At 61.2% G+C, this 14044-nt stretch carries 12 protein-coding genes and 1 pseudogene; 2 read left to right on the forward strand and 11 right to left on the reverse strand.

Going from position 1 to position 14044, the window contains the following annotated elements:
* Positions 1–262: 262 nt before the first annotated feature.
* Positions 263–1618 (reverse strand): DNA-packaging protein, encoded by a 1356-nt coding sequence (locus DYI24_RS09520; RefSeq protein WP_502706332.1) that lies wholly within the window; start codon positions 1616–1618, stop codon positions 263–265.
* Positions 1500–2402: a hypothetical protein gene (locus tag DYI24_RS09525; protein WP_164572112.1), complete on the reverse strand. Its 903-nt coding sequence runs from the start codon at positions 2400–2402 to the stop codon at positions 1500–1502. Before DYI24_RS09525 ends, DYI24_RS09520 begins: the two co-directional genes overlap by 119 nt.
* A gap of 481 nt (positions 2403–2883) precedes the next feature.
* Here DYI24_RS09525 and DYI24_RS09530 point away from each other — a divergent pair, with 481 nt between their 5' ends.
* On the forward strand, positions 2884–6114 hold the full coding sequence (locus DYI24_RS09530) for a hypothetical protein (RefSeq protein WP_164572113.1): 3231 nt from the start codon (positions 2884–2886) through the stop codon (positions 6112–6114).
* Complete coding sequence (locus DYI24_RS09535; RefSeq protein WP_164572115.1) at positions 6111–7484, forward strand: phosphoribosyltransferase-like protein; 1374 nt, start codon at positions 6111–6113, stop codon at positions 7482–7484. Before DYI24_RS09530 ends, DYI24_RS09535 begins: the two co-directional genes overlap by 4 nt.
* 9 nt (positions 7485–7493) lie before the next feature.
* Here DYI24_RS09535 and DYI24_RS09540 read toward each other — a convergent pair whose 3' ends face one another.
* From DYI24_RS09540 to DYI24_RS09580, 9 genes and pseudogenes are all read right to left on the reverse strand, one after another.
* The gene (locus tag DYI24_RS09540; protein WP_164572116.1) at positions 7494–8747 is read right to left on the reverse strand and encodes a phage major capsid protein; all 1254 of its coding nucleotides are present in this window, start codon (positions 8745–8747) and stop codon (positions 7494–7496) included.
* Between the two features lie 50 nt (positions 8748–8797).
* A complete protein-coding gene (locus DYI24_RS09545; RefSeq protein WP_164572117.1) occupies positions 8798–9475 on the reverse strand; it encodes an HK97 family phage prohead protease in 678 nt (225 codons plus the stop codon).
* 85 nt (positions 9476–9560) lie between these two features.
* A complete protein-coding gene (locus tag DYI24_RS09550; RefSeq protein WP_107355075.1) occupies positions 9561–9740 on the reverse strand; it encodes a hypothetical protein in 180 nt (59 codons plus the stop codon).
* Positions 9741–9744: 4 nt separating this feature from the next.
* Complete coding sequence (locus DYI24_RS09555) at positions 9745–9945, reverse strand: hypothetical protein (RefSeq protein ID WP_164572118.1); 201 nt, start codon at positions 9943–9945, stop codon at positions 9745–9747.
* Between the two features lie 89 nt (positions 9946–10034).
* On the reverse strand, positions 10035–10628 hold the full coding sequence (locus DYI24_RS09560; RefSeq protein ID WP_164572119.1) for a hypothetical protein: 594 nt from the start codon (positions 10626–10628) through the stop codon (positions 10035–10037).
* Positions 10604–11839, reverse strand: a complete 1236-nt coding sequence (locus tag DYI24_RS09565; RefSeq protein ID WP_164572120.1) for a hypothetical protein — start codon at positions 11837–11839, stop codon at positions 10604–10606. Before DYI24_RS09565 ends, DYI24_RS09560 begins: the two co-directional genes overlap by 25 nt.
* A 77-nt stretch (positions 11840–11916) precedes the next feature.
* Complete coding sequence (locus DYI24_RS09570; RefSeq protein ID WP_164572121.1) at positions 11917–13092, reverse strand: phage portal protein; 1176 nt, start codon at positions 13090–13092, stop codon at positions 11917–11919.
* 269 nt (positions 13093–13361) lie between these two features.
* On the reverse strand, positions 13362–13685 hold the full coding sequence (locus DYI24_RS09575) for a hypothetical protein (protein WP_164572110.1): 324 nt from the start codon (positions 13683–13685) through the stop codon (positions 13362–13364).
* A 99-nt stretch (positions 13686–13784) separates the two neighbouring features.
* A pseudogene (locus DYI24_RS09580) lies at positions 13785–14044 on the reverse strand (hypothetical protein); the annotation flags it as partial.

Genomic DNA, 14044 nt, shown 5'->3' on the forward strand with positions numbered 1-14044 from the left:
CCCAGCGCCATCGTGATCGCCACCGTCAGCGGCGTCCTCGTGATCGAACGGCTCATACGTCACCTTCCCGCGTTGATAGTCCGGCAACCCGGCGTGCCCCGCGATGGTTCCGCCGCCATGCCGTCGCACCACACACATTCCCACGCCGTGGCCCCAGCCGTAGGATGGGTTGAGCGTCAGCGAAACCCATCATCCACGAAGCACCGCCGCGATGGGTTTCGCTCCGCTCAACCCATCCTACACGTTCGGCCGATCCTATAGCCTACAACACCCGCATCCTTGGTCCCCCGGCATGGGCGCCGCTGACGAGCGCGGTGATCGCCCACACCAGCGCGTCGAGCCGGTCCGGCGAGTGACCGGAGGATAGCCCGGTCGGGCCGAAATCGCACATCTCGTCTTCGAGCAGCGGAAAGCAGCCGACGTGCCGCACCCGGCCCTGTTCGTACAGCGCCGCCACCGGCTCGGCGCGGACGAATTTGCCGCGGCTGGCGCGCACCTCGCGCACCGGGATCGCGGCGTCGGTCTCGTGCAGCACCGCGCGCACCATCTCGCCGCCCATGTTGACCTCGGCGATGATCGCATCGGCCTCGAGCCGGTGATACAGCGCGATCGCGCGCGCCGCCCAGGCCGCCGGCGACAGCCGGTCGCTGGAGACATCCTCCAGCACGTAGTAATCGCCGGCCGCGCTGCGTCCCGCCGCGACGATGCCGCAGGCATCGGCGCCCGGCCGCGACGAGCCCGGCGGATCGATCGCCACCACGATCCGCACCAGCGGCGGCGCCGCCGCGGCGCGGACGCGCTCGATTGCCTCGCGCGACCACAGCGCATCGGGCCGGTCCTCGATCAGTTCGCCGTCGAGCTCTTGCCGGCCCTGCCGTGTGCCGGCATAGCGCGCCACCACGGTTTCGAGAAACGCCGGCGACAGATGCGCGGCGTTGGCGCGGGTCGGCGCCCGCGTCACCCGGGTATGCGGATCGCCGAGCAGCCGCTTGATCAACGGCAGCGGCCGCGGCGTCGTGGTGATCAGTTGCCGCGGCCGCTGCCCCAGCCGCAGCCCGAATTGCAGCATGTCGAAGCTGGCTTCGGCGTAGCGCCATTTCGCCAGTTCGTCGCACCACGCCGCCTCGAATTGCGGACCGCGCAAACTATCCGGATCGTCGGCGGAGAACACCTCGCCGACCGCGCCGCTCGGCCATTCCAGCCGCTTCCGGCTGGCGATCCATTCCGGGCGCTCGCGGCGCGGCGAGATCCGCAGCAGGCCGGATTCGCCTTCCACCATCACTTCGCGGGCGTCGTGCCAGCTTTCGCCGACCAGCGCGATCCGGCCGTGCGGCCGCGTCGCATAAGGCGGCGTGCCGGCCACCATCGCCCGCACCCATTCGGCGCCGGCGCGGGTCTTGCCGGCGCCGCGGCCGCCGAGCATCAGCCAGGTGGTCCACGGCGCGCCGTCGTTGCCGGCGTCCGCAAACTCCTGATGCGGATGCGCGAAGGTGGCGAAATCATCCTGCAACCGGGCCAACGTACGCAGGCTGGCCTGGCGCAGGAAGTGCTCGGTCAGTCCCGCCGCCGACAAACGTCTCAATGCGGCGCGCAAGCTCCAGACGGAATCCATCGGCATCGGCGGGCATCTCGTCATCGGCGGCGCTGAGCGCGCGCTCGGGATCGCGAAGCTGGCGAACCTTGAACAGCGTCTGCGTCAGCGCCGCCAGCGTGCGGGCGATCCGCTCGGCCTCGACCGCGCGGCTGGCCGGATCGGCGCCGGCGTCCTCGCGCAAGTCTTCGACCTTGCGCAGTTGCTGCGCGACGGCGAGTTCGAGACGGAGCGCAAGCAGCGCGGGATCGGGTGGCGGGCCCAGCGGCGGCTCGATCTGATCGGACTCGGGCACGACCGGAACCGACTCGGACAATGTCGCTGGCGCCGCGGGAGCGGCCGCTGCGGCAATATCGGCGGCGCGCGCCTGCTGCAGTGTGGCAGTCGCATCGACGCTCATCTGCAACGTCACTGGCAGCTCCCGTGGCGGACGGTTCTTGCGCAGCGGCCAGCCTTGCTTCCGCGCCAGCAGCTCCACCGTGTCGCGATGCACGCCGATCTGGTCGGCAATCCGCGCCACCGGCTCATCGGTGTCAACATAGCGCCGCCGCAGTTCGGCGAGCATCTCCGTCGCATAGCCCCTCGGCTGCCGCCCCGGCGGCTTGGGGCGCGGGCTCACGCGCGGCCGACTCGACCGCGGCGTCCAACCTTCGCGCACGGCCAACCGCGACAGGGTATGTCGGCTAATCTCGAACTTCGTCGCTACCGAGGTCAGCGGCTCGTCCGTCTGCTCGTAAAGCTGCCGGGCGCGCGCGATCGCCTCGGCAGAGAGTCTGCACATCAGCGGATGGACGGAGGTAACGTCCGTCATCACGGCTCCATTGTAGTTGTGAGGCCGAACCGCACCTAATATGGCGGCGATCCGGCGTGTAGTCTCTCGCCAGCCGCCCCATTAAGTTCCAGTTCTCTCAGTTTACGAAGACAATCGCGTGAGTCCGATGCACAGATGGAAGAGACCACTACGCATTTATACGGCTCGTCAGCCCCTTCGTATTTGCGGATCATGGGCGTAGTCGTGGGTCGGATAACAACTGAAAAACAACTCGGCATGCGATGCCAGATCCGCCAACCGCCCGTAGCCCGCTGCGACAGTCAATGTCAACCGGCAATGGGACTGGAGCAAGCAGATCAGAGACACGATAGATGCGAAGCTCGCTGCTGGATCCCACGCCGCAAAACTTACGCTAGGAGGCCAGATGGCCAAATGTCTAGTCGGCTCAGCGCAAATCGATATGGACCGCATGCGAATCACGTGCTCATCTTGAACACTGGCCGGCTATTGCGGGGGACGAATGACCGAGTTGAATTGGAGCGACATGCCACCGTCGAAACGAAATGACATTCTCATTCAGCGGTACGCTTCGTTGTGGATACTTCCAGACGCAAAGCTCTCCGATGTTGAACCACTGATCAATTTTCCTTGGATCAACATTTGGAACACGAACCCCTCAATAGATATTGAGCAGCTACTATCGCTATCTAGTACAGGTCGACAGGCTGTAATTGTCGAATCAGCTGACGCGGACGTGTCCGACTTTCCGAGCGATCGATTTGTCCGCGTATATTCAACAACTAGTCAAAAGGCGATTCGGTCTAAAACTCTGGCTCATTTCCATTCAATGCAATTGAAGAACCGCGTAAGCGACGCGGTCGGCCTCCTGATATTCGTAGGGAAACTTGATCGCGCCGGCGACGATTTGAGCTTCATCCAAGAAGTAGCACCCCAATTACATTTGATCACGTTTCGACACGACACACCGATAGCGCCAGATTCCCCCGGACAATCCGACATCTACTGCTTCCGCGACTCTGTGGAGTTCTTAGATACCTTCCGCTCACGTATAGACGACGCACCGCCACAATCTGCACTTCTGCGCGATGCAGAACACCTATCGGTAAACGTCGACCTACTTAGATCACTCAACGAAAGCTGGACGTTTCTGTCCAGCGACGAGTTGTCTGCGCGCTCGATCACTCAGGACGACTTCGATAGTTTCCTCAAGGGAGACCCCATTTGGAGCATCTTCACAGCAGACGCACTCTTCCACAGGAAGCTCGAAGCAAAAACAGCCTTATCGACTGCTCGTCAAGACGCGCGGACCGACACGCTGACGAACTTCCTTGTCGACGCTCTTAATGAACTAGAGGCCACAGGTACCGATCCGCGGGAATCCCTAGTTCAATTTCGCATCTTTGCAGAGCCCGCGAGCGGATTAACAACCTGCCTTAGGCAAGCAGCGATCGACATCGCAAAGCTGGGATATCCAGTGTTGCTTACGAAGCCCAACCCTAACCGCCTGTCTAGCCAAACAATGTCGCAGTTTATCATCGACACCCAAGATCGCTGGAGAAAAGCAAAGAAACGAAGCACGAAGGGTGGACATGGAAACCTACCTTTTGTCTTGTTCATCGACAAAGACCTTGACGAGGAAGTTGAACACCAGCGTTTCTCCCGAGGACTAGCTGGACTGGGCAGAGAGGCCATTCTAGTTCGCGCATTTGAGCGAGCGAGGGATGAAATAACGAAAGCTAACGATATCCTTTGCCTAAGAGCCGACATCTCCGAAAGGGAGATGCTAGAAATTGGCGGCCATTTGAGACACTTCTCAAAACGAAACAACTTAGCGCCGATGCCCTCTGACGACGAGTGGCGCGCCTACCACAAAGGACTAAACGCCGTTGAGCACTACTGCTCAACGCCGGGCTCGCCAAACGGGCTAGAGCGCGTACCTCATTTATTCCTCGTCGGATTATCACCCTTCATAGCGGAACGCGTCCATGGAGCGAATAGCCTTGAGCAATACTACTACGCTAAATGGACATCACTACCCACAGACAACCTTAAGCAACTAGTTCGCACTGTAGCCGCCGCGGGAGCATTCGGAATCAGTATACCTTATGATGCAACACGGCGCGTTGACGAACTTAACATCAATGACTTCGAAGAGATCTCACGATTATCTCACAGAACACTCGACGTTTTTCTCCATTGGAACAATGAAGGCCGCACCACCAAGAATTGGTACCTCCGCATTAGACACCCAGTTATTGGACGCCTTCTATCTGACGCGATCGATCCGTTTGAAGGCGGCGTTCCTTACAAGGCACTACTTCCGATACTAATGAATTTGACAACAAAGGAAGATGACGTCTGGTTCGCAACGACACTCGTAACGAAGCTAGGACAAACGTTTAAACGCCGAGCACAGAGCTTCTCTCTGGAGACCGATACACCGCATCAACGCGCTGCGAGAGCAATTTTCGACGCCATCCCTACACTCCTAAAAGTCACTAGCCGGGCTATATCGCATCACGAAGCCCGCTACCATGCACACCTGCTCCACGCCTGCATCGATGCAATCAAATCTCCGCATAGGACAACGCTTAGCAAAGATCGCGTCGAGGACATTCTCTCCGATGAGTTCGACAGCGCCGAAGGGCTGCTAAAATCGTCTCTCGCAATTGATGATCCTCACGAGCCAGAGAAATACATTCTCAACACACGCGCCATGTTAATGTTCACATATGCTGAGGCTACCGACAACCAATCGGTGTTTGCCGAACGCTTCACGAAGGCTCTTGATGTCCAAGAAAAAGCCATAGGCCTTGATGCGACGGATGCTCTCGCCAGATATCAATTCGCACACGAGATATTTCAGAAAGTGAAGAACGGACCCTGGTCTGACGATGAAAAGCTGGCCTTCTACTCGAGAGCCGAGGTTCGGTTACAGGAACTGCTTCGAATAAATCAAGAAAGAACCATCAAGAATGCCGACCCGGCGGAGGCAGAACTTCAGATCGCTCACGTCTTCGACCTCTACAAAGAGGCCCTCTCCGCAATCCCGAACATCGACAAGACCATAGACGATTTTCGAACCAGAAACCCTGAAGCAGGCGTTACCCTTGCTATTAGACGCCTAATTCGAGCTTCAAATTTGCGCGACGCCTTCTCCAATCCTCTTACCGCTGACGCACTGAGAGACTTGCGTGGCGATCTTGAACTACTCCCAGAAAAATCCGTTCGAGGCCTGCTTTTGCTCTACCGACTCTATCTCGATGATCCAGAGGGACGACTTCAATTCGAGAAGCGACTGAACATCTTAGTAGAGCTAAGGCGCCAGTCTGCGAATGAATTCCTTCCATATTGGCATGATGAGGCTGCTCTCCTTTGCCAACTTGACCTACTTGAGCGCGGAGCTGATCGCTTTTCCGAGCTCCGTGCATACAAAAGGGGCCTAAGATCATCTCAAACGAGCCAATGGTTCTGGATAAACGAACGCGCGCTGCTGAACCTTGGCGATAGACAAACCTTACGCCACCTCTCCTTTATCGCGAGAGATGTGGTCGCGGGCTCTGCGACGATCTCTGGAACAAAGCTGAACATCAAATACCAGCCACATCAGTTCAAAGAATTCAGAGCCGGAGAAGTGTTCTCCGCCTGCATCCGCTTCACTATGGCTGGGATGCAGATTGTTCCAGAGTATCTGGCTGAGAACGATCTGACTGCAATGGGCGTACCATGAACTCGTCTGAGGGGCGCCGGAAATTCTTCAACATGCTTGCTGGAGGACTTGAGCTTGAATTCTTTGGAGGACTCCCTCCTCGGTTTCTTCTGCGCGCAGCACAGACCGTCCCCCTAGCAGACGTCAAGTCCCTCGCTAGGGCACTGTGTCGCAAAATTTCTCCCGCCGCGGAGTACTTTCCCGAAACCTCGGTTTCGTCTTTGTCTCTGAGCGGCAATGCTGCGGCTGCCATAGTTGATGGCCAAGGCTCTTCGTCTAATAAGTGCAAGACAATTCTCGACGGCGCGCCAGCTCGAATTCCTCTTATCCTAGTTAACTGTTCGGACGAAGCATGCGATGAGTTACCTTCGCTTCTTTATGATCCTTTGACTTATGGAGATCTGGCAATAGAAGCGTTGCACGAACTGTTTGCAGAGTGCGATAAGAGGTTCACTCGCATTGCGTTAGTTCGATACCAGGAGAGAGGATTTGACGCCCTGCACGATTTTAATCTATTTGACGACAACAGTTCGATCAACTGGTCGGACGACAGAACCTTAGAGATGCACTACGCTTCCGTTGCGCGCGGTTGGAAGTCGAGAGGACATCCAGTTTCGCCTACTGAAGTACGCGAATGGGTGGGTCAGTTTTCCGCCCACGGCTTTCTTGCAGAAGCTCATCAAATTCTCTCGTATTTGCGGCGTTTTGGATACGTTACGGAGCTCACAATTACGGAAGGCTTATTGCAAAGGTATCGCTCCATCGTAACGCCGCCACACTGCCCAAGGATCTCAATCTCTATACAGGGCCCGGCGAAGAGCGAACATCGGCTGGGCTATGACCTCAAACCTGCGATCCATTTCGTTACTTTGGAGTCCGCGCTCCCAAGGATACGAAAAGCTACAAAGGAGCAGCCAGCTTATATATTTTGCTTTGACGACTGCGTTGGCAGTGGAAAGAGTATACATAAAGCCCTTTTTCTGGACGCCGATAAAGACGTGCGCAATACGCTGATTTCATCGCTTCGAGACCAACGAGCCTATGTGTATGTGGTAGTCTTCCATGCAGACATTCAAGCCATCAAGTTTCTAGAAGGCATTCCGGACGCTCATCATAGGTTGAGCGTCGTACCCGTACGGATCATTGATGACACACACCGCGCGTTTTCTTCGTCCAGCCGGATCATAACCAATCCACCGCGACGTGAGGCTTTTGGCAAATTCTGTCGCGATGTGGGGCTTCGCTTGTATCCGAAGCACCCGCTCGGATGGGAGGACTGCCAGTGGGTGATTGCTTATGACTACTCGATTCCCAACAACAGTCTTCCCATTTTATTCGGATCACGAGCAGATCCCGACCCTTGGCGATCTCTTTTCGAACGGGCCCGTTAGCATCAAAACTCACCCCGCCGCGAACTTCACCAGCTTGATGGCGTCGAAATCCTGGACGCCGCCGCCGACGCGCTTGGTGGTGTAGAACAGCACGTAGGGCTTCGACGAATACGGATCGCGTAGCACACGGACGCCCTGGCGATCGACGATCAGATAACCGCGGCGGAAGTCGCCGAACGCGATCGACAGTGAATTCGCCGCGATATCCGGCATGTCCTCGGCATCGGCAAGCGGGAAGCCGGCGAGGCTGGCGCGGCCGCCGGCGGTGACCGGCGGCTGCCACAGATAGGCGCCGGAGGAATCCTTGAACTTGCGGATCGCCGCCTGCGTCCGCCGGTTCATCACGAAGCTGGCGTTCTGGCGATAGCCCGGCCGCAGCGCGTAGATCACGTCGATCAGCACGTCGCCGGGCGCGGTGGCGGCGAACGCGCCGGCGACGCCGGTCGAGATGGTGCCGAGCTTGCCCCAGCTCCAGGCGCTGTTGGCAGCGGTCGGCACGGCGAGGAAGCCCTTCGGCTTACTGACGCCGTCGCCGGACACGAAGGCGATGCCCTCCTGCTCGGCGAACGCCTGGTCGATCTCGCCGGCCAGCCAGTCGTCGATGTTCACTGCAGAGTCGTCGAGCAGCGTCGCGGTCGCGGCCGGCATCGCGTACAGCTCCATCGCCGGAAACGACAGCGCATCCAGCGACGGCGCATTGGTCTGCGGCCGGGCGTCGCCCTCGCCGACCCAGCCGGTCGCAGGCCCGGCGGTGACGAACGGCTTCTTGTACACGCCGCCGGAGATCTCGCGCACGGTCGACAGCGAACGGATCGGCGAGATCGCGGCGAGCCGCGAACTGATCGACTGCTCAAGCTCGGTCGGCACCAGATAGCCGCCGTCGGGCGCGGAGCCGGCCGACAGCGCCTTGGTCTCCAGCCGGCGCAGGCTGGCGGTCTCGCCGGTGCGCACATAGGCCTCGAACGCGCTCTTGTGCTCGCGCTGATCGGCGGCCGGCTGCGGCCGCTCCGCCGCGAGCTGCGGCCGCGCCGCCTTCAGGGCGAGCTCGTCGAGCCGGCGCTGCTGATGATCCAGCGCGGCGTCGATCCGCGCCAGCTTCTCCTCGGCCAGCACGTCGCCCTTGCCGGTCTCGATCGCCTTCAGCCGCGCGTCGTTCTCGGCCTTGTAGTCCTCGAACGCGTGCATCAAGGCATCGAACACCTGCTGCGCATCGTCGCCGGCAAAGCCGGCCTTGGTCTCGGGAGCATGGTCGAACGTGGTCATCGGCAGGTCCTTCGTGGGGGATGGGGTGAAGTCGTGATCGGACGCGCGGCTCAGCTTCGCCGGCTGATACTCGCCAGCGCCTGTTTGCGGCCGGCGCGGGTGGACAGCGTCGCCGCGATCCTCCCGCGCCGGATCGGCGATGCCGGTGCCTCCGCGGCATCGCCGGAACTGATCGCTGCCGCGTCGTGGACGCGGCGCCACGCCGCTTCCGCCGCGACGCGCTGCGGCGAGGGCCCCGGCGTCTGCTTGACGGTGGCGATGCGCGCACCGTTCAGCAGCGGAAAGGTGACGATCGAGATCTCCCAGAGATCGACCTGGTACAGCCGCCGCACCCGCGTCCTCGGATCGATCTGGCCGCGCACGGTGCGATAGCCGATCGACAGCCCGTCGATCGCGCCGGCGCGGAGCAGCGCCAGCAGTTCACGGCCGCGCGCCACATCCGGGATCAGCCGGCCGCGGGCACGCAGGCCGCGCAGATCCTCCGCCAGCTCCAGCCAGACGCCGACCGGCTCGGCGGGATCGTGCTGGAACAGCATCGGGATCTTGCGCAGGCCGCGCTGCTTCAGCGTCTGGGTGAAGGCGCCCGGCATCACCATGTCGCGGGCCTGGTCGATCTCGCCGAACAGGCTGGCATAGCCGTCGATGCTGCCGTCCTCGGCGAGCGACAGCCGCGCCGGCAGCGGCGCAGGAAAAGGCGACGGGGCGAGCGCAGGCGACGGGGCGAGCATGTGCGGCCTCGCAAGATACGCGTGAGTGCGGATGGCGGTGGTGTGCGGTGGTCTGCGCGGCGGAGTCGCCGCGGCGGCGCGGCGGTTACTTCGCGCGCTTGGCCGACCGCTTGCGCGGCGGCGGCTTGGGCGCGGCACGCCGCGGCGCCGGTTTGCGCGGTGCGCCGGACAGATGCGCCAGGAATTCGCGGAAGATCGCCTGCGGATCGCGCGCCGACTTGGTCTCGGCGCGGACCCGGCTCAGCACACTGGACAGCCGCTGCATCGCCCTACTCCTCGTCATGCGCCCGGCGCCGCGCCCGGCGGTTGAACAGATCGAGCGCGTGGACGAAATCATCAAACCGCCGCACCGCCGCCGCCCACTCCCGCAGCACGAACCACAACCCGAGACTGGCGCCGATCGCCCACAGCAACAAAGCCACGTGAGCGAGATCACCGCGGTCGGAGAACATCTTGATCAGATCGGACATCGGCATCTCGCCCGCAGACCCCCGCGTAGTGGGGAGTCGTCCACCCGCCGTTATTCGGCATCATCCGAGTAACGTTCTGCGCTCGCAGTTCAGCGGCGCAAGAACTTGAAGCCATCGCCGGGTGGCTGCTCGTTAATATCTTCATCCCGCAATACGCGTGGCTCCGGCCCCGGTTTGAAGAAACCCGGGAAACGAAAGGTTTTCGGTGGAAGATCCTTGCCGTCGACCCATTCGATGCTGGTCGGTAGTTCGCCGTCCCGCTCCATGAACTCCTTCACAGCGGGCCACGCTTGCGCGTAGGAAATAAACAGACCGATCGGCCGCAAATCGCCCTTCAGCGTTCGCAACCACTCCTTGATCCGGCTCATGTCACCCTTGGAGTAACAATCAAACGGCTGCCTGGTCCGGCCATCCCATTTGCGGTAGTAAAGGAAAACGCCGAAATCCGGCGTGCCGATCATTGTGAGGCGCGCGGTGACCCGATCGATCCCGGGCTGGCCCTCGGTGCCGTACAATCCCGAAATCTCGAGCCCAAACTCGTCGTTTCCGTGCGGATCGGGAGCCCACGGATTTTTGGCCGGCGCCAGGAAGTAAGGCGCTAGCTCGCCGGGCTCCGGCCAACCGTCCGGGTCCAGATCTTGAAAGTAGATCCGCTTCCTCACTTCCTTCTCCAGACTTGCCATTCGCCCTGCCACATCACGCTCGCGCGACCTGATCTTGCCTCGCGGATCGTGACATACGGATTGCCTAATCCCAGTGCGACTTTCGGCAACACCTGTTCACAGCTCCAGCAAACGGGCTGATCGACTTGCAGCTCGATGGACCGATCCACCAGACTACCAATATATCGACTCGCTCGGATGAGAAGATTGGCTTCTGCATGAAACACAGCATCAAGTGGTCGAGATCCCATATTTTCTCCCCTGATCAATTCAGGGTACTCGACAGCCATCTGATCGCGCAGTCCTGCAGCCAGAATCCAATCGGTGTTGCTGTAACCTGGCGCATGCGAGTTGACGCCGAAGTATACGTCGCCTTCAATCCTTGCGACCGCAACGGTCCCTTTATCCATCGGCCAGACAGGTCGACCAAATAGATCTGTCCTATTATTGTATATTCGATAACTGTTGATCCATGACGTCCCATCACAGGGGCCGAGCTCCGGGATCCGATTGGTGGGCGACGGATCGAGTGGCGGCCCCAGATTACCGCCGACCCCGGTTCGAAGCCGATCGAGATAGGTCTCCGATTCCCTTGCGCGCGCCTCGGCTTTAGCGATCGCGCCATTGATACTTCCGAAGGACTCGAAGCTGAGCTCTCGCGGTTTCCAGTCCTCATCGTAGCGGCGGATTTCGGCCAGAGCCGCTTCGCCGCGGGATGTCGCCAGATCCAAACGGACCAACTGCTCTGTCGACGCCCCCGGAAACCAGGTCGACAGCGGCGGTCGACGGCCTTGAACCTCTTCGAGGTTGTCGCCGACGTCGGTTGCTTCGGAGTTGGGGATCGGCCGTGGATCCTTCCAGGCCAGATCATCAAGGTGCTTAAGCCAGGATTTCAGGTCGGCTGGGCTTTGAGCCCCAAATGCGAGCGCGGAGTTTGCGTCGGCCGAGATATCACTGTCTGTGAGCTCGGCTTCCTGCTGCACCTCCAATGGCCCACTTCCATCTGTCCATCGTCCGCCGCCCGTGTGGCCTGCGGGTATCCGGGGTTGGTTCGGATTGAACTTGCGGTCCAGCGCTGCGAACACTTCCGATGAACTTACGCCGGGCTTCAGGAAGCGTACCACATCCGGCCTGATCCAGCGGGCCGCGTCAGGCCGCACGAAGCGATGCGCATCAGGCCGCATCCAGCGCGCGCGCTGATGCGAGAGCCACGCTGACTCGTTATCATTCATCGTCGTGATCCGCTTAAACTCATAACTAGTGAGGGCGATCGTACTAGCACCCGAGCCTATCGCGCTTCGGTGCCGGCTCACCCCAACCCGTCCCCGCCGTCGATCGGCGCGTAGCCGACCGCTTCGCGCTTTTCGTTCAGGGTGAGGAACGGCGCGCGGGTGACGCGGTCCCACAGCGCGGTGCGGTCGGGCGACAGCGCGTCGATCCGGTCGGTGTCGATCACCAGGCGCACGCCGTCTCCGAATTGCGGCGACAGCCACTGTGCCAGCGCGTTGCCGACGCGCGTCGCCAGCGGCAGCACGGTCTGGCGCACGAAGCTGCGGTTGGCTTCCTGATAGTTCGAGAATGTGTTGTCGCCGGGAATGCCGAGCAGCATCGGCGGCACGCCGAACGCCAGCGCGATCTCGCGCGCGGCGGCGTGCTTGGCCTCGAGAAAATCCATGTCCTTCGGCGACAGCGCCATCGCCTTCCATTCCAGCCCGCCCTCGAGCAGCAGCGGCCGACCGGCATTGGCGGCGCCTTCGTAGGTGAGCTCCAATTCGCGTTTCAGCCGTTCGAACTGGTTCTCGCTGAGCACGGCGCCTTCCGGGCCGGCGTACACCAACGCGCCCGACGGCCGCGCCGAATTGTCGAGCAGCGCCTTGTTCCAGCGCGCCGCGGCGTTGTGAGTGTCGACCGCGACCGCGGCGGCTTCGAGCGGCGCCAGGCCGTAATGATCGTCGAGCGGATGAAAAAACGTCAGATGCAGGATCGGCGGAACCGGCGCGGTATGCTGATCGAACCGCACGGTGCGGCCGGCGACGCTGTAATCATACGCCTCCGCCCAGCCATCGGCGCCCGGGATCAGTTTGATACGATCGGGCCGCAGCGCGTAGAGTTCGTGCACCGCCTCGCCGAGCGTCACCGCCTCGATATAGGCATTGCCGGCGAGCAGAAGATGCGCGTACAGCGTCTCCAGCAGCGCAGCGCCGTCCTGGCGAGGATTAGGGCGCGCTAACAAGGCGGCGAACGGATGCGCCTCCTTCTCCCGCGCGCCGTCAAATACGCCGAACACGCAGGCGGCTGCATTCTCCGCCACCAGCCTGACGCAGCGATGCACGATCGCATTGCGCACATAACCTTCGCGCGCCAGCCCCGCGTAGTCGCGCGGCGTGAAACGCGCCACACCGCTGCGCTCAAATGCCAGCAGCGTCGCGGTGCGCGAGGTCTTGACCTCCGGGAGAGCGAGAAAGGCCTTCAGCCGGTCGAACATCGCTTGCGTCCTCGCTTCAGCAGCAGCAATTCAGCGCGAAGCGGTGGCCTCGCACTTCAGCGCTCACATACGTTTGAGGGAATTGAGTTGAATGGCGCTGTGGGCGCGCGATGTGCCGAGTGATAGGACGTTGTGGCGCGTCCGGTCGCCACAACGCAAAGATCCGGCCCTGTCGGGTGGCACCCAAAAGCGAAGCGCCGAGACTTGCTCGGCGCTTGTTCGACGCTTCGTGGTCGATCTGACCAGGGTGCTGAGCAGAACGCCCGCTGCTACACCCTGAACCACACAAACCAGATCACGCCCAACACCAGCACGGCCAAGCCCGTGCTGATTGTCAGCAGAGCCAGCACCGAGGGGCCACGTTCGCCTTGTCGGGCCTCGACCGGATTTTCGATGATTCGACCTTCATCACGAGTCGCCATGACCCCTCCTCGCTGTTGAGCGCTATCGACATTGCTATCGATGCGCCAACGCACGATCGAAAATCCTGTTCCGAGAGGTTCGGCTGGCAAATGGCGCAAGGCGGGAACTCGATAGCGCGGCTCAGCTGCGGTGAGTGCCGCCGCGATGGCCGCGTTCGACGCCACGACCATCGCGGTCGCCTGTCCGCCGAAGAGTTTTCAGCGGGGCCGTCAGAACCCAATTGTGGAGCATGGCCGGAAGCTACCGGGGCAGCGTGACGCTGTCAAGGATTATTTTCTTAATACCGCAGATCCCAGCAGGGGCTGCTCGTGGCGGATCTGGCTGCCGAGCAACAGCCCGGCCAGCAACATCATGAAGCCCATCGCGGGCGGTGCGAACAGCGCCTCTTCCTGGAACAGGCCGTTGGTCAGCACCACCAGGATGCCGAATGCAGCCATGCCGAGCAGCAGGATGCCGGAACGGGCGTAGAGCCGCCAACACCACCACGCAACGACGGCGTAGAAGCCGAGCGGAACCAGAGCCGCCACGC

Origin of the sequence: Rhodopseudomonas sp. BR0C11, assembly GCF_010820945.1 — a bacterium.
GTDB classification, from domain to species: Bacteria; Pseudomonadota; Alphaproteobacteria; order Rhizobiales; family Xanthobacteraceae; genus Rhodopseudomonas; species Rhodopseudomonas palustris_H.

Bases quoted from the DNA above. Each gene is read 5' to 3' on its own strand.
- DYI24_RS09530 (WP_164572113.1), top strand. From the start codon at position 2,884: ATGACCGAGTTGAATTGGAGCGACATGCCACCGTCGAAACGAAATGAC.
- DYI24_RS09520 (WP_502706332.1), bottom strand. From the start codon at position 1,618: ATGCCGATGGATTCCGTCTGGAGCTTGCGCGCCGCATTGAGACGTTTG.
- DYI24_RS09575 (WP_164572110.1), bottom strand. From the start codon at position 13,685: ATGGTCGTGGCGTCGAACGCGGCCATCGCGGCGGCACTCACCGCAGCT.
- DYI24_RS09570 (WP_164572121.1), bottom strand. From the start codon at position 13,092: ATGTTCGACCGGCTGAAGGCCTTTCTCGCTCTCCCGGAGGTCAAGACC.
- DYI24_RS09560 (WP_164572119.1), bottom strand. From the start codon at position 10,628: ATGGCAAGTCTGGAGAAGGAAGTGAGGAAGCGGATCTACTTTCAAGAT.
- DYI24_RS09535 (WP_164572115.1), top strand. From the start codon at position 6,111: ATGAACTCGTCTGAGGGGCGCCGGAAATTCTTCAACATGCTTGCTGGA.
- DYI24_RS09565 (WP_164572120.1), bottom strand. From the start codon at position 11,839: ATGAATGATAACGAGTCAGCGTGGCTCTCGCATCAGCGCGCGCGCTGG.
- DYI24_RS09545 (WP_164572117.1), bottom strand. From the start codon at position 9,475: ATGCTCGCCCCGTCGCCTGCGCTCGCCCCGTCGCCTTTTCCTGCGCCG.
- DYI24_RS09555 (WP_164572118.1), bottom strand. From the start codon at position 9,945: ATGTCCGATCTGATCAAGATGTTCTCCGACCGCGGTGATCTCGCTCAC.
- DYI24_RS09525 (WP_164572112.1), bottom strand. From the start codon at position 2,402: ATGACGGACGTTACCTCCGTCCATCCGCTGATGTGCAGACTCTCTGCC.
- DYI24_RS09550 (WP_107355075.1), bottom strand. From the start codon at position 9,740: ATGCAGCGGCTGTCCAGTGTGCTGAGCCGGGTCCGCGCCGAGACCAAG.
- DYI24_RS09540 (WP_164572116.1), bottom strand. From the start codon at position 8,747: ATGACCACGTTCGACCATGCTCCCGAGACCAAGGCCGGCTTTGCCGGC.